General features: G+C 72.4%; 18 protein-coding genes. 2 read left to right on the top strand and 16 right to left on the bottom strand.

The genetic code is table 11. From position 1 onward, the window contains the following. Positions 1-17 precede the first annotated feature (17 nt). The 6 genes from BL253_RS06210 to BL253_RS06185 form a co-directional block, all read right to left on the bottom strand. Positions 18-1253 carry a hypothetical protein gene (locus tag BL253_RS06210; protein ID WP_076814333.1) on the bottom strand — a complete coding sequence of 412 codons (1236 nt, stop codon included), beginning with the start codon at positions 1251-1253 and terminating at the stop codon, positions 18-20. Then, positions 1250-1867: a DUF4365 domain-containing protein gene (locus BL253_RS06205; RefSeq protein ID WP_076814332.1), complete on the bottom strand. Its 618-nt coding sequence runs from the start codon at positions 1865-1867 to the stop codon at positions 1250-1252. The genes BL253_RS06210 and BL253_RS06205 overlap by 4 nt, the downstream gene beginning before the upstream one ends. Before the next feature lie 83 nt (positions 1868-1950). Further along, positions 1951-2469, bottom strand: a complete 519-nt coding sequence (locus BL253_RS06200; RefSeq protein WP_076814330.1) for a DUF5313 family protein — start codon at positions 2467-2469, stop codon at positions 1951-1953. 572 nt (positions 2470-3041) lie between these two features. Then, complete coding sequence (locus tag BL253_RS06195; RefSeq protein WP_076814328.1) at positions 3042-4808, bottom strand: ATP-binding protein; 1767 nt, start codon at positions 4806-4808, stop codon at positions 3042-3044. 194 nt (positions 4809-5002) lie between these two features. Further along, positions 5003-5254: an acyl-CoA carboxylase subunit epsilon gene (locus BL253_RS06190; protein ID WP_076814326.1), complete on the bottom strand. Its 252-nt coding sequence runs from the start codon at positions 5252-5254 to the stop codon at positions 5003-5005. A 122-nt stretch (positions 5255-5376) separates the two neighbouring features. Next, complete coding sequence (locus BL253_RS06185; RefSeq protein WP_076814324.1) at positions 5377-6972, bottom strand: acyl-CoA carboxylase subunit beta; 1596 nt, start codon at positions 6970-6972, stop codon at positions 5377-5379. 117 nt (positions 6973-7089) lie between these two features. Between BL253_RS06185 and BL253_RS06180 the strand changes: the two genes are divergently transcribed. Further along, positions 7090-8040: a biotin--[acetyl-CoA-carboxylase] ligase gene (locus BL253_RS06180; protein WP_420801624.1), complete on the top strand. Its 951-nt coding sequence runs from the start codon at positions 7090-7092 to the stop codon at positions 8038-8040. 57 nt (positions 8041-8097) lie between these two features. Then, positions 8098-8601 (top strand): PH domain-containing protein, encoded by a 504-nt coding sequence (locus BL253_RS06175; RefSeq protein WP_076814322.1) that lies wholly within the window; start codon positions 8098-8100, stop codon positions 8599-8601. A 39-nt stretch (positions 8602-8640) separates the two neighbouring features. On the opposite strand, the gene fahA is transcribed toward BL253_RS06175, so the two are convergent. The 10 genes from fahA to BL253_RS06125 all read right to left on the bottom strand — a co-directional run bounded on the left by fahA (position 8641) and on the right by BL253_RS06125 (position 22533). Next, positions 8641-9888 carry a fumarylacetoacetase gene (fahA, locus tag BL253_RS06170; protein ID WP_076814320.1) on the bottom strand — a complete coding sequence of 416 codons (1248 nt, stop codon included), beginning with the start codon at positions 9886-9888 and terminating at the stop codon, positions 8641-8643. A gap of 30 nt (positions 9889-9918) precedes the next feature. Next, positions 9919-11166: a homogentisate 1,2-dioxygenase gene (locus BL253_RS06165; RefSeq protein ID WP_076814319.1), complete on the bottom strand. Its 1248-nt coding sequence runs from the start codon at positions 11164-11166 to the stop codon at positions 9919-9921. A gap of 32 nt (positions 11167-11198) precedes the next feature. Continuing rightward, on the bottom strand, positions 11199-12455 hold the full coding sequence (gene hppD / locus BL253_RS06160; RefSeq protein WP_076814317.1) for a 4-hydroxyphenylpyruvate dioxygenase: 1257 nt from the start codon (positions 12453-12455) through the stop codon (positions 11199-11201). A 331-nt stretch (positions 12456-12786) separates the two neighbouring features. Further along, entirely contained in the window at positions 12787-13437 is a 651-nt protein-coding gene (locus tag BL253_RS06155; RefSeq protein ID WP_076814388.1) for a hypothetical protein, read from the bottom strand. A gap of 145 nt (positions 13438-13582) precedes the next feature. Next, positions 13583-14728 carry a hypothetical protein gene (locus BL253_RS44690; RefSeq protein ID WP_076814315.1) on the bottom strand — a complete coding sequence of 382 codons (1146 nt, stop codon included), beginning with the start codon at positions 14726-14728 and terminating at the stop codon, positions 13583-13585. A 317-nt stretch (positions 14729-15045) separates the two neighbouring features. Further along, complete coding sequence (locus BL253_RS42205) at positions 15046-16341, bottom strand: hypothetical protein (RefSeq protein ID WP_076814314.1); 1296 nt, start codon at positions 16339-16341, stop codon at positions 15046-15048. Positions 16342-16993: 652 nt separating this feature from the next. Further along, entirely contained in the window at positions 16994-17494 is a 501-nt protein-coding gene (locus BL253_RS06140; protein ID WP_076814312.1) for a GtrA family protein, read from the bottom strand. Positions 17495-18289: 795 nt separating this feature from the next. Beyond that, positions 18290-19720 (bottom strand): UDP-glucose dehydrogenase family protein, encoded by a 1431-nt coding sequence (locus BL253_RS06135; protein ID WP_081438044.1) that lies wholly within the window; start codon positions 19718-19720, stop codon positions 18290-18292. A 306-nt stretch (positions 19721-20026) separates the two neighbouring features. Further along, the gene (locus BL253_RS06130) at positions 20027-20986 is read right to left on the bottom strand and encodes a TIGR03089 family protein (protein WP_076814385.1); all 960 of its coding nucleotides are present in this window, start codon (positions 20984-20986) and stop codon (positions 20027-20029) included. Continuing rightward, positions 20983-22533: an LCP family protein gene (locus BL253_RS06125; protein ID WP_076814310.1), complete on the bottom strand. Its 1551-nt coding sequence runs from the start codon at positions 22531-22533 to the stop codon at positions 20983-20985. Before BL253_RS06125 ends, BL253_RS06130 begins: the two co-directional genes overlap by 4 nt. Positions 22534-22940: the final 407 nt, after the last annotated feature.

Below are 22940 nucleotides of genomic sequence, written 5' to 3'. Positions count from 1 at the left end.
GCCCTCGCGGGCGTCGGCTACGAGTACTCGATGACGACCGGGCCGTCGAAGGTGTAGGTGTTCTTCACCTTGCGAAGATCGCCGGTCACCGTCACAGGCTGGCGCTGCCGGTGAGCCACGATGGCCAGGTCGTACTGCTCGCCGCGCACCGGGACGCGCACCGTCCGCCGCGTCGATCGCCCGACGACGCCGCTGATGGTGACAACGCCGTCGTCGTCGTCCTCTCCGCGCTCCAGCCGGGTGACCCGGCCGTAGATCGTCGACTTCACCTTCTCGGGCGCCCGGCGAAGGCTCCTGCCGACGGCGCCGATTCCCGCGATGACGTCGCGGTCGAAGCTGACGCGATCGACGGTCGGGGGCGGTACCGCCTCCGACCGGGCCCACCGGAACGAGATGTCGAGCGCACGCAGACCCTCGAACCGCGTCATGGTGAGCAGCGACTCGCAGAGGTTCGCGCTCACGCCTCGGGACACGGCCAGGTCCAGGTCCGGATCGGTCGTCTCGCTCAGGCTGAGCTCCCGAGCCTCACTCAGCGCCAGCGCGAGCGTCGCCATGACCCGCCGCTGGAAAGGAGGGATGCGCACCATGGCCGGCCCGGTGCGTGAACCCCGCTCGTGACGGTGGATGCCGTCACCGGCCCGTGCGGCTGGGACGGTGTACGCCGGGCCGCGCCGAGAGCGAGGTGCCTCCGCTGCCTCGCCGAACTCGTCCGTCTGAATGACGTCGTCCTCGGCAAGGCGGGTGAGTACGGTGACGACGAAGCTGCCGCGCTGGGTGTGCCCCATGCGGACGTCGCCTTCGACGAAGTCCCGCACCGCGTTCGGCCGCTGTCCCAGGTACTGGGCCCTCGGCTGAATCGACGCTCGGGCCGCCGCGTCCATCATGTCGACGGCACCGCTGATGACATCCCGAGCCTGCACGAGAGGGATGGACTCGTCCTGTATGACCTGGTCCGCCCTGATCAGCACGACGTCGGTCCGTGCGCTCAACACCCTGGCCGCGAGCTGCTCGACATCCCAGTCGAAGACTCTGCAAAGCCTTTCAACCGCTTCCTGAAAGCGGATGTCGTAGTCGATGTAGGTCGGGTCAAGTGGGAGTAGTAGGCGGGCCCGGGGATTTCCGTTCTCGGTAAGACCCCAGATCTCCTTGGCCTCGTCCGCGTTCTGCAGTGTCCAGCCTTCTTCGGTCCCAAGGAAGGTGGCGATGCTCTGCGGGGAGATGTYCCAGTCTTCCGGCCGGCGCAGTGCGCTCATGGATTTTCTCCCCTCCCGACCCGAACAAGGATTCCGAGAAGCTGTTCCACGTTGAAGATGTTCGACCGGGGCAGCTCCACCGTCCGGYCACCCACGTGCGGCGGCAGCTCCGGCTCGCCCAGGAGGTCGCGCCAGTACGCGCATCTGACCACCCGCAGCCCCTCCTCGTCCTGCGTCACCCACGATTCCAGGTCCGACGGAACGACCATCAGGACGAGCAGCCGCGGATGAAACCGCCTGGGGCTACGCAACCTGTTATAGGTGTCGCGATCCAGCCGCCACGTCGCGCTGTCGGGGCGGAGCACGTCCTGCGACGTGCACTTGAGCTGGATGTCGAGCTGGACACCGTCGAACAGGTCATGCTCGGCAACCTGTCGAATGACAGCGTCCACCTTCTCGTCGTCAATGCGAACATGCTCAAGCTTGCAGCGCGYGGCGGTCACGACCGCCTGAACGTAGGCGATGCTTATCTGCTCGCGGCAGTTCGTGTCGAACAGTTGGCCATACGGCGCACCGGAGGCGTGGACTGTCGGGAAGACGCCGGTGGCAGCCGCTGGCACGTGACCACTCAACCACAAGTTGACGTTCGTCGTGGCCATCATGCCGAAATCCATGACGCATTGACCACATTTAGCACCAGCATTAGGCAACATGCCGCCGTCTCGGCCGGTTTGGCACTTGATGTGGTGAGGGTCAGTCAGGCGTTGACCCCGTCGGGGTCGTCCTCAGGATCGACGGACGGTGTCGTAGAGCGGCTGGGCGTGCCGCCGGTCCTGCCTCCGGGGCGCGCGGCCGGCACGGGCTCCTCGTCCTCGACGTCCTCCGCGTTCGGCTTGATGACGGGCGGGAAGCCGTGCTGGACGAGCCGGCGGTTGCGGAAGTGGCCGCTCAGCCCCAGCCCCAGCGCTCCGGCCGCCACCAGCAGGAAGCCGACCAGCACCGCTCGGGTGCCGACCGGCCCCGGCAGCAGCGCGAAGACGACCGCGAACGGCAGCATCATCAGCACCGGCCGCAGCGCCTGCCGCCGCCGCCACCCCGGACCCGTCAGGTCCCGTGACACCCACGCGCCGTACTGCGCGGGCAGCGCCACGCCGAACACGTACGCGACCCGTCCCGTCAGCGGCGGTGCCTTGAGCCCGCCCACGGGTGCCGATGCCGCGCCGACCGGCCTTTCGGCCTCGGCGGTACCCGTCCGGGCTTCGTTGCCAACGTCCATACGTCTGAGCCTACGAATCGCGGCATCGACGCTGCCGGCCGCGTCACGGACGCCAAGGCCGCGGGAGTTCGTCGCCCTGAAGGGGCCAGAAAGCCGACTCCAGTGTTGATCCTGTAGTCACGATCACTCCACGGCGCACCGCCACGAGATCGGGATCGCTCCACCAGAGCCAGAAAGCATGGAACCCTGGGGACCCTGCCCCCAGCAGAGTCCCCAGGGTCCACCCCCAGCCGCCGCGAGTGCCCCCAAACGCATCGAAGCGGCACGCGAATCCTGACCGCCCCGCGCCGACTCGTCAAGCCGGAGCGCGCCGAAGCGGCGCCGCGGGGCCGTTTCGCGGCCACCTCGTGCCTCCCGGGACGGCCTTCCGGGCGTTGGAGGGCATGCCGGCGATGATGCCTGTCGGGTCCGGCAGTCCAGTGCGGGGTGGTGCACCACCGATTTCTTGGCCGGTTGACAACCGTCCCACCGGCCCTGGACAACCGTCCCACCGGCCCTGATGGAAAGACGCGAGGCCCTGGACCGCCGACGGCGGTCCAGGGCCTCGCGGTGAGCGGGCGCGGACGGGCGCGTCAGTCCTTGATCTCGCAGAGGACGGTGCCGCTGGGGACGACGGCGCCGACGGCCGCCGCGAGGCCGGTGATGGTGCCGGCGCGGTGGGCGGTGATGGGCTGCTCCATCTTCATCGCCTCGAGGACGACGATCAGGTCACCCTCGGCCACGGCGTCGCCGTCGGCGACCGCGACCTTGACGATCGTGCCCTGCATCGGGCTGGTCAGCGAGTTGCCGGTGGCCGCGCCGGCCTTCTTGCCGCTGGCCTTCCGCTTCGGCGCCGCCGCGCCGCGCCCGCCGCCGGCGCCACCGGCCACGGCGCCGAGGCCGGCCGGGAGCACGACCTCGAGCCGCTTGCCGCCGACCTCGACCACGACGGTCTCCCGCGCGGCCTCGTCGGTCTCGGCGTCGGTCCCGCCGGTGAACGCCGGGATCGTGTTGTTGAACTCGGTCTCGATCCAGCGGTTGTGGATCGTGAACGGCTCGTCGGCGGCGGCCGGCGCGAACGCCAGGTCACGCACCACGGCCCGATGGAACGGCAGGGCCGTCGCCATGCCGTCGACGATCATCTCGTCGAGCGCGCGGCGGGCCCGCTCCAGGGCCTGCTGGCGGGTCGCGCCGGTGACGATGAGCTTGGCCAGCAGCGAGTCGAACGCCCCGCCGATGACGCTGCCGCTCTCGATGCCGGTGTCGACGCGCACGCCGGGGCCGGTGGGCAGGACCAGCTTGGTGACGGTGCCCGGTGCCGGCAGGAACTTGCGGCCGGGGTCCTCGCCGTTGATCCGGAACTCGATCGCGTGGCCGCGGGCCGGCGGGTCGGTGAAGTCGAGCGCCTCGCCCTCGGCGATGCGGAACTGCTCCCGCACCAGGTCGATGCCGGTCGTCTCCTCGGTCACCGGGTGCTCGACCTGCAGCCGGGTGTTGACCTCGAGGAAGCTGATCAACCCGTCCTTGGCGACCAGGAACTCGCAGGTGCCGGCGCCGACGTAGCCGGCCTCCTTGGCGATCTTCTTGGAGGCCTCGTACAGCGACGCGCGCTGGGCGTCGGTGAGGAACGGCGCGGGCGCCTCCTCGACCAGCTTCTGGTAGCGGCGCTGCAGCGAGCAGTCGCGGGTGCCGACGACGACCACGTTGCCGTGGGTGTCGGCGAGGATCTGGGTCTCGACGTGGCGCGGCTGGTCGAGGTAACGCTCGACGAAGCACTCGCCCCGGCCGAAGGCCGCGACCGCCTCGCGTACCGCGCTGTCGAACAGCTCGGCCAGCTCGTCACGCGTCCAGGCGACCTTCAGGCCGCGGCCGCCGCCGCCGAACGCCGCCTTGATGGCGACCGGCAGGCCGTACTCGTCGGCGAACGCGATGACCTCGTCGACGCCGGCGACCGGGTCGGCGGTGCCGGGCGCGAGCGGGGCGCCGACGGCGAGCGCGATGTGGCGAGCCTGGGTCTTGTCGCCCAGCCGGCGGATCGCGTCCGGCGACGGGCCGATCCAGGTCAGCCCGGCGGYGATGACGGCCTCGGCGAAGTCGGCGTTCTCGGAGAGGAAGCCGTAGCCCGGGTGCACCGCGTCGGCGCCGGACTTCGCGACGACGTCGAGGATCTTGTCGATGCGCAGGTACGAGTCACCCGGGGTGGAGCCGCCGAGTGCGTACGCTTCATCAGCCACACGAACGTGCAGGGCGTCGATGTCGGGCTCGGCATACACCGCGACGCTGGCATAGCCAGCGTCCTTGCACGCCCGCGCCACCCGGACGGCGATTTCGCCGCGGTTGGCGATGAGGATCTTGCGCACGTTCCTCCCGTCCTCGTTCGGCCTGCCCGAGTCTAGGGCGAGTGAGGCCGCTGAGGTTGCTACTGGAATTTGCCTGCCTGGCCGTCGATCTGTGCCTGCACCCGGGGCTGACAAGGATCCTGCGCCCTGGCTTCGTCAGAAGCATCCGGTCGCCGGGGCCCGCCAGCCTCTGAGCAGGCCGTCAGTGACAACAATCACCCGGTTCGCATGCCGCCGAGGATTCCCGCGCGCCGCCAGCCGCCCGCCCCCGGGCCGCTCGCGATCCGGAGCCCCCGGCTCCGGTCGGCCCACACCGACCGGGGCGCGCGCGGCGCCGGCACCGCCGCCGCGGCGGCGGCGTGCGCCGCGAGCACCGCGACGATGGCCGCGATCTCCTCCGGCGTCGCGTCACCGCGCACCAGCTTCAGCAACGGCCGACGCGGTTCGGCCGGTTCGTTCTCGGCCACCGGCACCTCCTCGAGGATCTCTACGTCCCTGTGTGGATCTCTGTGTCTTCGGATCTCGATGTCACTGCCGATCCAGGCGGCCCGCCGCCCGCGCGGCCGGCGATGGCCGCCGCGGCCGGCCTCTACAGCGGGATGTTGCCGTGCTTCTTCGGCGGCAGTGTCTGGCGCTTGTTACGCAGCAGCCGCAGCGCGCGGATGACCTCGCGGCGGGTCACCGACGGCGGGATCACGGCGTCGAGGTAGCCGCGCTCGGCCGCGATGTACGGCGTCGCGAAGTGGTCGTTGTAGTCCGCGATCAGCTCGGCGCGCCGGGCGTCCGGGTTCTCCGACTTGGCCAGCTCGCGGCGGTAGATGATGTTGACGGCGCCGCGGGCACCCATGACCGCGATCTCGGCGGTCGGCCAGGCGAGGTTGATGTCGGCGCCGAGGTGCTTGGACCCCATGACGTCGTAGGCGCCGCCGTAGGCCTTGCGGGTGATGATGGTGACCTTCGGAACGGTCGCCTCGGCGTAGGCGTAGATGAGCTTCGCGCCGCGGCGGATGATGCCGTCCCACTCCTGCGACGTGCCCGGCAGGAAGCCCGGGACGTCGACGAACGTGAGCACCGGGATGTTGAACGCGTCACACGTGCGGACGAACCGCGCGGCCTTCTCGCTGGCGTCGATGTCGAGGGTGCCGGCGAACTGCATCGGCTGGTTCGCGACGACGCCGACCGACCGGCCGTCGACCCGGCCGAACCCGACGATGAGGTTCATCGCGAACTGCGCGTGCACCTCGAGGAAGTCCCCGTCGTCGAGGATCTTCTCGATCACCTTGTGCATGTCGTACGGGGTGTTCGGCGAGTCCGGGATGAAGGTGTCGAGCTCCGGGTCCACCTCGGCCTCGACGTCGGCGACCTCGTCGTAGATCGGCGCGTCGTCCATGTTGTTCGGCGGCAGGTACGACAGCAGCGCCTTGGCCAGCTCGAAGCACTCCGTCTCGTCCGTGGCCTGGAAGTGGGCGACGCCGCTCTTCGTGTTGTGCGAGTGCGCGCCGCCGAGCTCCTCCATGCCCACGTCCTCGCCGGTGACCTCCTTGATGACGTCCGGCCCGGTGATGAACATGTGGCTGGTCTTGTCGACCATCAGGGTGAAGTCGGTGATCGCCGGCGAGTAGACGGCGCCGCCCGCGCACGGCCCCATGATCAGGGAGAGCTGCGGCACGACGCCGGACGCCAGCACGTTGCGGTAGAAGATCTCGCCGTACAGGCCGAGCGCGACGACGCCCTCCTGGATGCGGGCGCCGCCCGAGTCGTTGATCCCGATGACCGGGCAGCCGGTCTTCACCGCGAGGTCCATCACCTTGACGATCTTCTCGCCGAAGACCTCGCCGAGGCTGCCGCCGAAGACCGTCGCGTCCTGGCTGAACACGCATACCTGGCGGCCGTCGACCGTGCCGTAGCCGGTGACGACCCCGTCGCCGTAGGGCCGGTTCGCCTCGACGCCGAAGTCGTGCGCGCGGTGCCGGACGAACGCGTCGGTCTCGACGAAGGAACCCGGGTCAAGGAAGGCCGCGATCCGCTCGCGGGCGGTCATCTTGCCCTTGGCGTGCTGCGCGTCGACCGCTCGCTGCGAGCCGGCGTGCACGGCGTCGTCGTTCACCCGTTGAAGCTGCGCGAGCTTTCCCGCGGTGGTGTGCGGGTCGGGCGTGGGGTCGGAGGCGGGCGACGGAAGTGCCATGCGCGGCAGCGTACGGCCACCGTGGTCCGCGGTGCGAGCAACAGTGCACTCCGTCTCACACCCGCGTCGAGCGGTTGTGGTCCGGTGGGCGGCGGCGGGTGCTGGCAAGCTGTGGCCGTGGCAGACCCCAGAAACGCGGCATCGGGCGAGCCGGAGCCGTCGGCCGCGGACGAGCCGGCCGCGGACGGCCCCGCTGTGGGCCGGACCGCGCTGGCGGACCCGCTGGACGCCGCCGTGCTCGCCGAGGCCGGGCGGGCCGCGGGGCTGCGGGTGCTCGTCGTCGACGAGACCGGCTCCACCAACGCCGACGTCGCGGCCAGGGCTCGTGCCGGCGAGCCGGCCGGGCTGGTGATCGCCGCCGAGCGGCAGAGCGCCGGCCGGGGCCGGCTCGACCGTTCCTGGGTGTCCCCGCCGGGCTCCGGGCTGACCGTGTCCCTGCTGGCCCGCCCGGCCGTGCCGGTGACCCTGCTCGGCTGGGTGCCGATGGTCGTCGGCACGTCGCTCGTCGCGACGCTGCGCTCCCGGTTCGCGGTGCCCGCCTGGCTGAAGTGGCYGAACGACGTCCAGGTCGGTGGGGACAAGCTCGCCGGCATCCTGGTCGAGCTGATCCGCGCGGCACCAGGCCCGGCGGACCCGTCAAGGCCGCCGGCGTCCGCACGGCCAGGACTGGTGATCGGCTTCGGGCTGAACGTGCGCACCACCGCCGCCGAGCTGCCCCCGGGCGGCACGAGCCTGGCCGCGCTGGCCGCCGCGACGGCGGGCCAGACTGGAAGCCCCGCGACCGCCGGCCCCGGCGAGGCGCCGCGGCGGACGGACCTGCTCGCCGCGCTGCTCGCGGATCTCGCCGGCGCTCTCGCCCGGTTCGACGCGGCCCCGACGGCCGCCCGGCAGGGCTACCGCGAGGTGTGCGCGACCCTCGGCCGTGACGTCCGGGTCGAGCTGCCGGGCGGTGAGACGGTCGTCGGCGTCGCCACCGACGTCGACGAGGCCGGCCGGCTGGTCGTCGGCGGCCGGGCCTTCAGCGCCGCCGACGTCGTCCATCTCAGGCCGGCGGCCGCCGCGCCCTGAGAGCGCCTGCTCTGGGGCATCTCGCCCGGATGTCACAGGGAGTGCGACGATCGTCGCGTGGCCTTTCCCGAAGACATCCTGACGGATGACGAAGTGGTGGTGCTCGACCTGCACCCGCACTGGATCCGGCTGGTGCGGCCGGTGTTCAGCGCTGTCGTGGTGCTCGGTCTAGCCGTGCTGGCGGTCTTCTTCGCGCCGAACGGCGTGTTGCAGAAACCGCTGCAGTACCTGGTGCTGATCGTCGCGGTGGCCCTCCTGGTCTACCTGACGATCGTCCCCTGGGTGCGATGGATCACGACGCGCTACGTGATCACCAACGAGCGGGTGCTGCTGCGCACCGRCGTGCTCACCCGATCGGGCCGCGACATCCCGCTGGTCCGTCTCAACGACGTCACCTTCGAGCACACGCTGTTCGAGCGGATGGTCGGCTCGGGCACGCTGACGATCGAGAGCGCGGGCGAACGCGGCCAGGTCGTCCTGGCCAGCGTCCCCCACGTCGAGCACGTCCACCTGCGCCTCTACGAGCTCGGCGAGGCCATCCGCGGCTACTCCGGCCCGTAGGGCTGGCGCCCTCGGGCCTGGGCTGGCACCGCGCGCCGCTCAGGGGCGGGCGGGCAGGATCGTGCCGGTCACGTCGCCGAAGCCGACGCGGGTGCCGTCYGGGCCCGGTGCGGTGGCGTAGATCGTGACCCGGTCGCCGTCGAGCAGGAAAGTGCGCCGCTCACCGTTGACCGTGATCGGCTCGGTGCCGTTCCAGGTCAGCTCGAGCAGGCAGGCACGCTGGCCCCGTTCCGGGCCGGAGACCGTGCCGGAGGCGAACAGGTCACCGGTGCGGATGGACGCGCCGTTCGCCGTCAGGTGGGCCAGCAGCTGGGCCGGGGACCAGTACAGCTCGCGGGCGGCCGGGCGGGAGACCGTCGCGCCGTTCCAGTCGACGACCAGGTCGACGTCGAGGCCCCACGGCTCCCAGCCCGCCGCGCGCCCGCGCAGGTAGGGCAGCGGCTCGGGAACCTGGGCCGGCAGCGGGACACGGGCGGCGCGCAGCGCGGCCATCGGCACGACCCACGGTGAGACGGACGTGGCGAAGCTCTTGCCCTGGTGGGGGCCGAGCGGCCTGGACTCCCAGTCCTGCAGATCGCGCGCGGACCAGTCGTTGACCAGGACGGCGCCGAAGACGTGCTCGTCGAACTCGTCGACGCCGACCCGGTCGCCCAGGCGCGAGCCGGCGCCGATCACGAACCCGAGCTCGGCCTCGATGTCCAGCCGGAGGCTGGGGCCGTAGGCGGGCGTGTCCTCGCCCCGCGGTCCGCGCTGCCCGCGGGGACGGACGATGTCGGTCCCGGAGACGACGACCGTGCCGGCCCGGCCGTGGTAGGCGACGGGCAGATGCTTCCAGTTGGGCATCAGCGGCGGGGCGCTCGGCCGGAAGATCTGGCCGACGTTCGACGCGTGGTGCTCGGAGGCGTAGAAATCCACGAAGTCGCCGACCCGGACCGGCAGATGCGCCGTCACCTCGTCGACGGGGTGGCACGCCGCGTCCGGGACGTCCCCGGCGAGAAGCTCCGAGACCCGCCGGCGCACGGCGGCCCAGCGTGCCGGGCCCTGGGCGAGGAACGGGTTCAGCGTGGGCGCCGCGAACACGCTGTTGTCGCTGTTGCCGCCGTCCTCGTGGTCCTCGCCGTCCTCGTGGTCACCCGGCGCGTCGCCGCTCAGCAGGGCGGCCAGGTCGATGACGGTGTCGCCGAGCCGCACGCCCACCCGCTGGCCGGTCCCCGCCGTGGAGAAGACGCCGTACGGCAGGTTCTCCAGACCGAACGGCGAACCCGCCGGGACCTCGATCACGCTCACCCTGGATACCTCCGCGTACCGGATCGGTCGTCACCGCGGCTCGCTCCCGGCGGTGCCGGCGATTCCGGTCCGGCGGGTGGGACCCCGGCCGGACCAGGTCCAGGCATAGGCCGGGTCCTCGGCCGCGCGTCCATCCTCGCCGAGCCGGAGGGGGCGGAACGTGTCGACCATGACCGCGAGCTCGTCGACGAACTCCGTGCCGAGCGAGCGTTCGACGGCGCCGGGCTGCGGGCCGTGGCAGTAGCCGGCCGGGTGCAGGCTGACCGAGCCCTGGCCGATGCCGGCTCCCCGGCGGGCGGCGTAGTCGCCCCCGCAGTAGAACATCACCTCGTCCGAGTCGACGTTGGAGTGGTAGTAGGGCAGCGGCACGGCCAGCGGGTGGTAGTCGACCTTGCGCGGCACGAAGTTGCAGACGACGAACCCGTCCCCGGCGAACACCTGGTGGGCCGGCGGTGGCTGGTGCACCCGGCCGGTCAGTGGCTCGAAGTCGGCGATGTTGAACGTGTACGGGTAGACGCAGCCGTCCCAGCCGACCACGTCGAACGGATGCGTCTGGTAGACGTACCGGGTGCCGGTGGTCGCCTGGGCGCCGCGGTGCCTGACCAGTACCTCGACGTCGACACCCTCGGCCAGGAGCGGTTCGGTCGGCCCGCGCAGGTCCCGCTCGCAGTACGGCGCGTGCTCCAGCAACTGGCCGCGGGGGGAGAGGTAGCGCCGGGGCGGCGCGATGTGCGAGCTCGCCTCGATCACATAGAGCCGCAGCGGCTCGGCCGCTCCTTCGCCGGTGGGCACCCAGCGGTGCGTCGTCGACCGGGGCAGCAGCACGTAGTCGCCCTGCCGGACGGCCAGAGCTCCGAAGACGGTCTCCACCGTCGCGGTGCCGGACTCGACGTACACGCATTCGTCTCCGGCGACGTCGCGGTAGAGCGGCGACGGGACGCCGGCCGCGACGTAGGAGATCCGGACGTCGGCGTTGCCGAGCACCAGCCGGCGCCCGGTGACCGGGTCGGCGTCCTTCCAGCTCTCCTCCGGGAAGAGCGCGGGAAGCCGCAGGTGCCGGGGGAGCAGTGGCCGGTTCTCGGTGAGCGTCTCGTCCGGCGGCTCCCAGGGCGTCGCGTCGACGATCGCCGAGGGGACGCCGCGGTGGTAGAGCAGCGACGAGTCCGACGAGAACCCGTCGGCTCCCATGAGCTCCTCGTAGTAGAGACCCCCGTCGGGTGAGCGGTGCTGGGTGTGACGCTTGGKCGGGATCGAGCCGACTGCCCGGTAGTACGCCATGTCCTGTCACCCCTCTCCCTGGGACGCCGTCCCTAGAAGTTGCCGCGCCTGGCCTGCTCCCGCTCGATCGCCTCGAACAGGGCCTGGAAGTTGCCCTTGCCGAACCCGAGTGAGCCGTGCCGCTCGATCAGCTCGAAGAACACCGTCGGCCGGTCCCCTGTCGGCCTGGTGAAGATCTGCAGCAGGTAGCCGTCCTCGTCGCGGTCGACCAGGATGCCGCGGGCGCGCAGCTCGTCGATCGGCACCCGCACCTCGCCGATCCGCGCCCGCAGCGCCGGGTCGGTGTAATACGAGTCGGGCGTGGCCAGGAACCCGACGCCGCGGGCGCGCAGCACGTCCACCGCGCGGACGATGTCGTCGGTCGCCAGCGCGAGGTGCTGAACGCCCGGACCGTCGTAGTACTGCAGGTACTCGTCGATCTGTGACCGCTTCTGACCGGCCGCCGGCTCGTTGAGCGGGAACTTCACCCGGTGGTCGCCGCTGGCCACGACCTTGCTCATCAGCGCCGAGTACCGGGTGGCGATGTCGTCGCCGATGAACTCGGCGAGGTTCGTGAAACCCATGACCCGGTTGTAGAAGTCGACCCAGCGGTCCATCCGGCCCAGCTCCACGTTGCCGACTACGTGGTCGAGCGCCTGGAACAGCGGAGCCGGAGCCGGAGTCGGGGCCGCCGGAGCCAGGGCCGCCAGCGCGGGCGCCGGCGGAGCCGCCGGTGACGGCGTCTCCGAGGGCCGCACCGCGCGGTATCCGGGCAGGTAGGGGCCGGTATAGCGGGAGCGGTCCACGAGGCTGTGCCGGGTGTCGCCGTAGGCGGCGACGGCGGCCACGCGCACGGTGCCGTGCTCGTCGCTGACGTCGCGCGGCTCCTCCAGCACGACGGCCCCCTGCGCGCGGGCATGGGCGACGCACCGGTCGACGTCCGGCACCTCCAGGGCGATGTCCCGGACGCCGTCGCCGTGGCGGCGATGATGCTCCAGCAGTGGGCTGGCCGGGTCCACACCGCCCGTCAGCACGAACCGCGCCGCTCCGGAGCGCAGCACATAGCCGACATGGTCGCGGTTGCCGGTCTCCGGGCCGCAGTAGGCGACCAGCTCCATCCCGTACACCAGCTGGTAGTAGACGGCGGCCTGGGTCGCGTTCCCGACGACCCAGACCAGCGCGTCCCATCCGGTAACCGGGAACGGGTCGCCCGCGGCGTCGTGCTCCACCAGCCCGACCAGCCGTCGCAGCCGCTCCGGATCCAGCCGGGCGAGCCGCTCCTGCTCGGTGAGGGTCTGCTGGATGCTCATCGCCGCCTCCTGCACCGTCCGCCCGGTAGCTCGCCTGGCTCGCCTGGCTCCGCGGCTCGGACTGTCTCGCGGGGCGCTCGCCCATGTCCGCGTACGCGCTGCCCGACGCCACCGTCCTACGCCCGCCAGCCCGGGCCGTCCACTCTGACGCGGGTCCGGCTGGCGGTTGGCGGCCGGCGTTCGGGGCCGGCGTTCGGCGGCCGGGGTCGGGGTTGGGGGTTGGCGACGATGCCGGGAGGCGGCCGCCCCAGCGCGCGACGGCCTCGGTTCGTGACGGCCCCGGCGGTCAGGGCCCCGGTGGTCAGGGTCTTGGCGGTCAGGCTTCGGTGGGTCAGGGCTTCGTGAAGTCGCGCCACCAGGCGATCAGGCCGGCTGAGTCGGGGGAGGCGGCTGACAGGGCCGACTGGTCGGCGGTGACCGTCCAGAAGACCGCGAAGCGGGCATCCGGCGCGCCGGGGGCGACCCGGTCGCAGAGGAAGGTGCCGAGCTGGCGTGTCGAGCGGCCCCAGGTCTCGGTGCTCGGCTCACCGGCGGCGCAGCTGCCGATGTCGTTGATGGCGCCCGCGCGCCGGTCCGCGTCGGCCTTGAGGGTGGCGGCGTCGCGGTAGTGCCGCGCGACGACCTCGGCGGGGCCGGGCTCACCTGCGATGACGTTGGTCTGGCACAGGATCGCGGCGTCGACGCCCTGGTCCGGGCTCAGCCCCTGACCAGGCGGCTCGGTGACCCGGTCGGGCGGCGCCGGCACGCAGTCGCGCACCCGCAGCGGCCCGAGCGTGGCGGCGAGTGCCCGCTGGGCCGGTGTCAGATTGTCGGGCGGGGAGGTCGCCACCGGCGGCGTTCCCCGCGTGGTCACCGCCGCGGTGGATGTCCCAGCGGCTGGTGCCGGGCCGCCGCCGCCCGTCGTGAGCAGCAAGGCCGTGACGCCGGCCGCCACCACGACCGCCCCGCCGGCCGCCAGCGCCGCGACCTGCCCACGCCGCATCGCGGTCCCCTTCCCCATGCCCGGACGTCCCATGCTCAGTGCGCCGTGGAGTGCGACGCCCGCTGTGCGCGGTTCGTTGTGCCGCGTCGCCGGCCTACGGCGTGGCGAGTGAGCCGGCCGGTCCTCGCCCGCCGCGACGCGAGGCTCAGGCCGGCCGCGGCGCGGCGGTGGGGCCGGCGCCAGCGCGGTCCGGGAAGGGCTCGAACGACTCCCACCAGCTGACCAGAGCCCGAGGATCGGAGTCGTAGGCGAGGAAGGAGACGACGTCGGCGTCCGAGCTCCAGAACAGGAAGGCCCTGCCGTCGCGGTGGTGGCAGACCACCGTCCCGCCGGGCGGTGTGCCTGGGCCGGTGTCCCAGGAGAAGACCTCGTTCTCGCCGCGCTCGCAGCGACCCTCGCTGGGCACGCCGTTGGCGCGTTCGGTGACGTCGGAGCGCAGTGCCTCCGCGTCCTGATAGGCGTACACCGCCACCTGCCGGCCCTCTGGCGTCGCGCAGAACAGCGACGCCGCCACGCCGGTGCCCGCGGGGCTGGGGTTGGGCCGGCAGCCGAGCATGACCGCGGGGTCGAGCCGGTCGGCGAGGGCACGCTGCGCGGGTGTCCAGCCCTCGCCAGCCGCGGGGGACGAGCCAGCGGCGGCGGGCGTGGCCTCGGCCAGCGGCGCCGCGGCGCCGTCCGAGCGCCAGCTTGGCGCCACCGCGACCCAGACGATCCCGACCGCCACGAGCAGCATGGCCAGGCTCAGCGCCGCCGCGCTCAGGGCGGGCCGGCGGCGCCAGAACGGCACAGCGGGCACTGGCGGGCCGGCCGCCGCCCAGGCGTTGTGCGTCATCCCGGCGGGTGCGCCGGGCTCGCCGGTCCGGGGCACTGGCCAGCGCCCCGGCCCCGGCCCCGGTCCGGCGAGTGGTGGGCCCGCCGGACCCGCCGGTCTCAGAGGGGTGGCTCCCGGGGGAGCTGACAGGGGAGTCGCGGTCGGCGCCGGAGGTACGAACGGCCGATGCCGGGCTCGGGGCCCAGGAGGGGCGGCGCCCACCGGCGGTGCCGACGGGCCGAGCGGCGCGAGCGGGGCCAGCGGCGCCAGGCGCAGGCTGCCCCGCGGTGTCGTGTCCGGGTCGATGTCCTCGGGACGCAGGTTGGTCGGAGTGACGTCGGCCCAGCCGGCGAGCGACGTCCAGCGGGCTTCCTCGCCTGGGCTCTCGGCCCGCCCGGGCGCCGCCTCGGGACCGGTGGCGCTGGCGGCCGAGGGCAGGCCCTCGGGCCGCGGCGGCTGGTCATCGGATGGGCCTGCCACCGTTCCTCCCCCGGTTGCGGCCGCGGCCACGCGCGGTCTGGATGAGAGCTGACATCAGGCTCGGCCGGGCAGGCCTGATCGCGTGTGCGCGGGCAGGCCTCCGCCGCGGGTTTGCCCATTGTCGCGCGGCCGTCGATTTTCAACCACTGGTGCCCTATGGGCGGAACGGGCCGATCGGCGCGGAGACCCGTCCGGGCGCCTCCTGCGCGCCGACCCGCCCACGAAGGCCCCAGGCCCGACTGTCCAGCTGGCGCGGAGGGGCCGATCGGCGCGAGCGCGGGTCGGCCCCTCCGCGCCAGCCGGACGGTGCTGACGGGTCAGGTCAGCGGGTCGAAGTCCACCCACCACTGGTAGAGGGCGGTCGCGTCCTTGTCGGTCGCGAAGAAGGCAAGGAGGTCGTCGTCGTAGGTCCAGTGCATGTAGAACGAACCGTCGTCGAGGTGCCCACAGAGCAGCGCGCCCTCGTCGACCTCGCTGTCCGTGAAGTTCCACGTGCCGACCTGGTCCTTGCCGTCCTTGCAGTCGCCCCCGTTGTCCGTGATCGTCTTTCCGCGCGCGTCCGTGTCGCGCTTCAGCGCGTCCGCGTCGAAGTAGCTGAACGCGAAGATGGCGCGGCCGTCGCCGGTCGCCGTGCACAGCACCGCGGCCTGAACGTCGCTGTCCTCCTGGTCGGACGCGGACTCGCAGTCCGAGACCTCGTCCGAGTCCAGCCGATCCACCAGTGCCTGCTCGGCCAGGCTGAGCGCGCCGGAAGCCGTGGGCGACGGCGTCGCGCTGGTCGGCAGCGGTGAGGGGGTCGTCGACGCGGACGGGGAGACCGTCGTCGCCACGCTCGGCGTGCCCGACGCCACCGGGGTCGGCTTGTCGTCACCGCCGGCCAGCGTCACACCCAGCACGATGATGAGGACGATCAGCACGACGCCGGCCGCCGCGCCACCGATGATCAGGTTGCGACGGTTGTTGTTGCGTGGCGGTGGGGGCTGGCCGCCGCCGGGGTAGCCCGCGCCGCCGTAACCCTGCTGCTGGGCGTAGCCCTGCTGGCCGTAGTCGTAGCCGGGCTGCTGGCCATACCCGGGCTGCTGGTAGCCGCCGTAGCCCTGCGGGGCCTGCTGGGTCTGCTGGCCGTAGTCATAGCCCGGCTGCGCGCCGTAGTCCGGCTGCTGGTAGCCCTGCGGGGTTCCATAGCCCGGCTGGGTGTACCCCGGCTGTTCGTAGCCCGGCGCCGGCGTCGGACTCGGGTACCCGCCCGGCGCTGGCGTCGGGCTTGGGTACCCACTCGGGGCTGGCGTCGGGCTTGGGTATCCACCCGGGGCTGGCGTCTGTGCCGGCGGGGGGTAGCCGGCCGGCGTGCTGTAGCCGCCCTGCTGCGGGTAGGGCGTGGTCGGCTGGTAGCCGCCTGGTGGCGTGGCCCCTGGTGTGCCCGCGCGATAGGGATCGGCGGCGGCGCCGCCGACCAGCCGGGTCACCGCGTCCGCGTCGTCCGCCGGCTGGCCGCCCGCGGCGGGTGTGGATGGGCCCTGCCCGTAGGGCGACCGGCCCGGCGGCGCCCCGGACCCACCGACGAGCTGGGTCTCGGCGTCCGAGTTATCCGGCTCGTGGCCTGTTGGCTGCATGACTTTCCCTCCCAAAGGGTCCCCGGGTCCCCACTCTCCATCCCCGGGGCCGGTGTCCGATGTTAGGAGGTCGTGCCGTCTTGCGGCATCTCGCGGTCGGTTGTCGGACATCAGACGTCGCGCGTATGACATTACGGTGTGACGGCGACGGGTGGAACCGGGCAGGCTGGCCCGTCATGCCGGCATGCGGTGGCCTGGTTGGCACTGACGGGAAACGGCGGGTGACCGGCGTATGGGAGCCGGTTATGGATTCATCCCGGCCGAGCCGGCTGGGGGACGCCGCGGGCGTCCGCGACCAGCCGGGGGTTGATGGTCGGGTGACCTCTTGGGTTTCTGTTGTGTCATGTCGCACCCGGGCTGGTATCGCCGGCAGCGGAGGTGCCGCGCCGGCCGGGGCCGCCCTGGCTGTCCCGGCGCCGCGGGTGCCGCGGGCATGGTGACCGCGAAGGCGAGAGGGGCGAACTCCGGAAGCGGCGCGCCGGCCACGGACCGTGATTGGGGTCGGGCCGGTCATCGTCCGTCCGGGGATTACCGGGAGGCCACGGCGCGCAAGCCCTTGCTCCCGATATTCGATCGGTCGGTAATCGTGCCCTGGGTTCTCGAGTCGAGTGGGTACCCGAGCGCTGGGTACCCGAGTCGCCTGACGTCCCTGTCAGCGCCCGGCCGGCTCGGGCACCCGGGCCGACCGCTGGTTGGCGGGGCCGGAGACGGCGCGTGGGTGGTCCGGGTGCAGGAACACCCAGCGCTTGTACGCCCAGAAGCGGAAGACGGTGCCAAGGCCGGTGCCGATCACGTTACCGAACAGGTTGAACGCGAGCGCGCCCTGCAGTCCCAGCACGTACTTGCCGAAACCCAGGGACGCAAGGGCGATACCCAGGCCAATCGCGTTCAGAACGATGAAGAGCGTGTACTCACGTCGCACACCGGTACGGGCGCGGTGGGTGAACGACCACTTCCGGTTCCCGATGTAGGCGACCGTTGCCGCGATGATCGTGGAAATGGTCTTCGCGGTCAGCTGCTCCATGTGGAACTGCGAATGGCACAGGTTCGAGACGAGTACGTCGACCACATAGGCGAGCGCCCCGACCACGCCGAACTTGCCCAGCTCGTGGATGAGCAGTGTCAGCCGTGAAGGCCGTGCCCGATGCTTCATGACAGGCGACTTCGGTTGATTTCTGTCACCCGCTGAGACTACCGACGCCGTCCGGCGGGCCTTCGACCGCCCCCGCCCGCCTCGCCGGGCACGGTGGGGGGCCGACACGGAGGCGGTCGGATCGACGACGGAAGGCAAAGATCCTCCTGGGGAATGCGGGGGGACTGTGTCGACAGACGGTCTGCCCTCGTTTGCTGTCGGTGACACCGTTCCCCTTGTCCCCTACCAGCGGACGGCCAGATGTCCTTGTGGGCCGGCATCTCGTCGGTCCCTTCACTGTAGAGGCAGCCCGCGGCAGCCGGGCCCTCCCCCCGGGGCCAGGCTCCCGTGCCGCCCGCGGCGCTCATGGCCGGCCCTGGTCAATGTGCCCTGATCCGTGCGCCTCCTATCCCTACAAACTCCGATTTTCCAGCAGGGAGAGGGCGTTCTGGGCTCTACGGGCGCCGCGGTTGGGAGGCCGCCGCGCCGGCCTCCCAACCCGGCAGCGTCACCGGAGTGACAATGGGTACCCCACGGAGTAACCCTGGGCGCCGGCTCGGAAGTGCCTCCGCGGGGCATCCTGCTCCAGTAGCCGCGTGCCAGGCGGGCTGCCTGGCGCCGCCTGGAGCAGGAGACCGGTAGCCGGCCCGGATGGCCGGTGCTGGCGTTCAGCGACCTGGAGGCGAACGCCCGCGCCTCGGTCGAGTTCTGGCCGCCTCGCCCTGCCTGCGCCGGTCCACGTCGATTCGCGGCTTCGTCTACGACATCGCCACCGGCGCCCTGCGCGAGGTCGACCCCAGCACCGGAAAGGTGTGGTTAGCGGGCGTCCGCCTCGGTGGGGGCGGCGGCTGGGCGGCCGAGGCTGTGGTAGGTCCAGCCGGCGGCGCGCCAGCGTGCCGCGTCGAGGGCGTGCCTGCCGTCGACCATCACCGCGCCGGCGACGTAGGACAGCAACGCCGCCGGGTCGAGCTCGCGGAACTCACCCCACTCGGTGAGCACCAGCACCGCGTCGGCGCCGGTGACCGCCTCGCGCACCGAGGACGCGTAGTTGAGCGACGGGTAGCGCGGGCGCGCGTTCGGCACGGCCGCCGGGTCGTACACGGTCACCAGCGCGCCGTCGGCCGCGAGCGCCGCGGCGATGTCGAGCGCCGGCGAGTCGCGGATGTCGTCGGAGTTCGGCTTGAACGCGGCGCCGAGCACGCCGAGGCGCCGGCCGTCGACCGTGCCGCCGAGCGCCGAGCGGGTCAGCGTGACCGCCCGCCCGCGTGCCCGCAGGTTCACCGCGTCGACCTCGGCCAGGAATGCCAGCGAGTCCGCCGCGCCCAGCTCGGTCGCCCTGGCCTGGAACGCACGGATGTCCTTGGGCAGGCAGCCGCCGCCGAACCCGATGCCGGGGCGCAGGAACCGGCTGCCGATCCGGGCGTCGTAGCCGATGCTGGTGGCCAGCTCCAACACGTCGGCGCCGGCCACGTCGCAGATCTCCGCCATCGCGTTGATGAACGAGATCTTGGTGGCGAGGAAGGCGTTCGCGGCGACCTTGACCAGCTCGGCGGTGGCGTAGTCGGTGACCACGACCGGGGTGCCCGCCTCGATCGTCTGCGCGTAGACGGCGCGCAGGCGGGCCTCGGCGGCGCCATCCGGCATGACGCCGAAGACCAGCCGGTCGGGGCGCAGCGTGTCGTTGACGGCGAAGCCCTCGCGCAGGAACTCCGGGTTCCAGGCGAGCTCGGCGTCGGGCGCGGCGGCGTGGATCCTGGCCGCCAGCGCCGCGGCGGTGCCCGTCGGCACGGTCGACTTGCCGACGACCAACGCGCCGGGCGCGAGACCCGTGTCGATCAGGGCGTCCACGACCGCGTCGACGTAGGTCAGGTCGGCGCCGCCGTCGCTGGGGCGTTGCGGGGTGCCGACGCAGATGAAGTGCACGTCGGCCCAGGTCGCGACGTCACCGATCTCGGCGGTGAACGACAGCCGCCCGGACTCGAGGTTCTTGCGTAGCAGCTCCTCGAGGCCGGGCTCGAAGAACGGCACCTCACCGACCGACAGGCGGGCGACCTTCGCCGTGTCGACGTCGTAGCCGATCACGGTGAAGCCGAGCTCGGCCATGCACACGGCGTGGGTCGCGCCGAGGTAGCCGGTGCCGAGGACGGCGATCCGTGGCCCGGTCTCGCCCGCCGCGCCGGCAGGGTCTCCGGGCGGCGTCGTGGGCCACTCGGATGTGCTCGGCCTGCCCACCCTGGACCTGCTCACGGTTCGCTGCCTCTCTTGTCATCGACGTGGCCTGTCCGCCAGTCATGCCGGACAGTTCCGGATCGTCGCCAATCCGGCAGGTGCGCCCGTCCGTCCATCGACGGTAGCCGGAGCCACCGAGCCCAGTCGGACCGGTTTGCGCCGTCCGCCATCCTGCCCGCTGGTAGTAACCCCGCGTTACGGAATCGTTCGTTCAGGACGAACATCCGCGTCCTAACCGGGAGGATCCGGGCGCGGACGGCGGGCCGATGGTCACGCTGTGAAATACCCACCTGGGAGCGTCCGCCCACCTCCCCGGGCCGTCGCTCAGCCGGCTTCCGGCACACGCCCCTGGACCGTCGTGGCGTCCGCGAGGGACAGCCGACGCACACCCGTGGGCAGCGGGCGGCTCGTGCCGCAGACGGCCGTCACCCGTTCCGCCGCGATCCGGCGGGCGAACGCGTCGTCGTCGAGGTGAGTGTCGAGGTGACGGCACACGACCACCGACGCGCCGGTCACCAACGGCGCGAGCACCGTGGCCAGCAGGCCCTCGGCGCCGCCGGGCCCGGCGGTGGACAGCAGCCGGTCGCCGGGGCCGAGGCCGGCCGCCTCGGCGGCGCCGGCGACGTGGGCCAGGAGGGACGTCTGCGCGGCGGGCGGCGCGGGCGCGGCGAACCGGTCGCCGTGCGTGGGCACCTCCGCGGCGAAGTCGAGCACCCCGGCCACCGGGTGGGCCATCCGGGCGCCGAACGGGCGCAGCGACAGCGCGACGACCTCGTCGGCGCCGAGCGCCAGCGCCGCGTCGATCCGGCTCTCGGCGACGAAGAGCGCCTGGACGACGCCGGCTGGCTCGTCGTCGTCGGACCCGTCAGTTCCGTCGCCCCCGTCCGACTGGTCCTCGGAGCCGGGGGCGACGAGCACCTCGAGACCGGCCGACCAGGCGGCCAGCAGGATGACGACGGCGAGCCAGTGGGCCGGCAGGTCCACGCCGACGCGGTCGCCCGGACCGAGGCCGAGGGTGTCGACGAGCAGGTTCGCCGTCTTGGCCACCCAGTTGTCGAGGGTGATGCCGGACAGCTCGACCCGCTCGCCGGTGGCGTCGTCGTAGAACGTGACCATCGGGCTCGCCCCGTCGATCCGCAGCCGGGCCGCCAGCGCCGCCGCCACCCCGGGGAACGGAGCCGTGCCGCCCACCCGGGCCGTGCCGCTCGCCGCGGCTACGCCGCCCTGCCCGGGCGGGCTGAGCAGCGCTTCGGCCGGGACGAGGCGGGACGCGTCGTCCGTCATGGCGTGCACGACGTGTCGGCGGGGATGCCTCCGGAGCCCAGGGCCGTGGCGCCCGGCGCGGTCGCGCCCGTGGCGCCCGAGACGGCGGCCGCGGCCGGCGCGTCCGCGGCGGAGCCGGCGGGCGTCGTGGTGCCGGCCGCTCCCGTGACGCCGGTGAACGACGAGCCGAGGACGAGCTTGAGACCGTCGAGGAGCGTCGTGTCGGGCACCGCCTTCGCGCCCTGGACGCGGGCGACGAGCGTCTTCGCGGCGCCCTCCTGGCCCGGCGCGTAGCGGACCTCGGTCGCGCTCTGGTCGGCGGTGGCGGTGGCGGCGGTCATCTCGCCGACGAAGCCCCGCGAGCRCAGGCTGGTCGCGGTGGCCGCGGCGAGCCCCTGGCGGCCCGAGGCGTTGACGATCGAGGCGACGCTGACCTCGCCGGGCGCCACCGCCGGGGCGCTGGCGATCGCCGTGTCCTGTGGTGGCGCGGCGCGCAGCGGCGCGAGGATCTGCTCGAACTCGTCGGTGTTGATGAACAGCACGGCGCCGTGGTAGCCGACCGTGCCGTTGCCACCGGACGCGCCACCCTCGCCGTCCACCGGGACGTGCGTCGGCACGGTGACGAACTTGACCTTGCCGGAGCCGAGCTTGCTCACCCGGTCGGCGAGCTTGATCAGTTCCGTCTGGTCGAGGCCCGAGTCCATCTCGATCGCGCCGCCGACGGCGCCGAGCAGCGCGGTGATCTTCGCCGGGTTGGCGAGCACACCGGTGCTGGTGGCCTGCGTCAGCAGCTTGGACAGGAACTGCTGCTGCCGCAGGATCCGCAGCCGCTCGTCACCAAGAGCGTGCCTGGTCCGGACGAAGGCCAAGGCCTGATCCCCGTTCAGGTGGTTCTCCCCCAGCTGACCGTGCCATTGCGAATAGTTGTCATTCAGGTTGGTGGTGCTGCCGTTAGGCATCCGTGTGACACAGACAGTAACACCACCGATCGCGTCCGTTATCTGCTTGAAGCCGGCCAGGTCGATCTTGATGGTGTGGTCGATGTGCAGGTCCGTCAGCGCCTCGAGGGTGGTGATCAGGCCGGGCACGCCGCCGTAGGTCATGACGTTGGTGAGCTTGTCCCTGCCGTCTCGTGGCACCTCCTTCGCCGCGGACGCTGGAACGACTACGTTGATCAGCTCGTCGCGGGGGAACGACAGCAGGGTCGCGGTGCCGTCCTTGTCGAAGTGGGCGATGATCGTCGTGTCGGACCGGTTGCCCTCGACGGCCTCGCCGCCGTACTCGTTGCCCGTGCCGTCGCGGCTGTCGTCGCCGAGCAGCAGGATGTTGACGCTGCCCGGCACCTCGGCGGGCCTGTCCCCGCCGACATCCCAGCTGCTGTTGCGGGTGAGGTTCCTGTCGAACTGGTTGTAGAGGAACCAGCCGACCCCACTCAGCACGAGCACGAGGGTCGACAGCATCGAGCAGCTGACCAGGGAGAGCCGCCGCAGCGAGGAGCGGCGGCGGCGAGGCGCCCGGGGGTCGAGCTCCGGCGGCAGGGCCGGGCGCGGCAGGGTTGCGTAGCTCACCGGCGGTGCGGCCCTCCTCGGCGGGTCGGACACCAGACGGACCGGACGGCCCGAATGGCTGGGGCGGCCCCGTCGGCTGGGCCGACAGGACGTGTCCGCGGGCGGCTCGCGTCACCCATGAGCGGCGCGGGCATCGCTCCGGCGCGCCGTGGGCGGAGCGTTCCCAGACCAGTGTCGTTGTCCCGAGTTAGGACGCGCCGCGCCGCTTGGGCGTTGCCATCCGGCTATGCGAGCTCAAAGACAACGGACAGATGCGACGTTGTCGCTACACATCGCGACGACGTTGGTGCTTCGGTGCTGGGGTGCGGGCGATATCGCGCGGCGGCGCGCTGGTGCGCAGGTCGTTCGGGTGGCCGCCGAGCGTGGCCGGGTTGACTCGTCGTGAGGTCCGTCACAAACCCGCGCGG

The sequence above is a fragment of the Pseudofrankia asymbiotica genome (genome assembly GCF_001983105.1).
Classification (GTDB): Bacteria; Actinomycetota; Actinomycetes; order Frankiales; family Frankiaceae; genus Pseudofrankia; species Pseudofrankia asymbiotica.
Note: the sequence above shows the minus strand (reverse complement) of the source record. Positions and strands in the feature narration are given on the sequence as shown.

What these genes read in the sequence shown, in the direction of transcription:
- BL253_RS06200 (WP_076814330.1), bottom strand. Translation starts at nt 2,469, where the DNA reads ATGGACGTTGGCAACGAAGCCCGGACGGGTACCGCCGAGGCCGAAAGG.
- BL253_RS06185 (WP_076814324.1), bottom strand. Translation starts at nt 6,972, where the DNA reads ATGGCACTTCCGTCGCCCGCCTCCGACCCCACGCCCGACCCGCACACC.
- hppD (WP_076814317.1), bottom strand. Translation starts at nt 12,455, where the DNA reads ATGAGCATCCAGCAGACCCTCACCGAGCAGGAGCGGCTCGCCCGGCTG.
- BL253_RS06155 (WP_076814388.1), bottom strand. Translation starts at nt 13,437, where the DNA reads ATGCGGCGTGGGCAGGTCGCGGCGCTGGCGGCCGGCGGGGCGGTCGTG.
- BL253_RS42205 (WP_076814314.1), bottom strand. Translation starts at nt 16,341, where the DNA reads ATGCAGCCAACAGGCCACGAGCCGGATAACTCGGACGCCGAGACCCAG.
- BL253_RS06140 (WP_076814312.1), bottom strand. Translation starts at nt 17,494, where the DNA reads ATGAAGCATCGGGCACGGCCTTCACGGCTGACACTGCTCATCCACGAG.
- BL253_RS06130 (WP_076814385.1), bottom strand. Translation starts at nt 20,986, where the DNA reads ATGACGGACGACGCGTCCCGCCTCGTCCCGGCCGAAGCGCTGCTCAGC.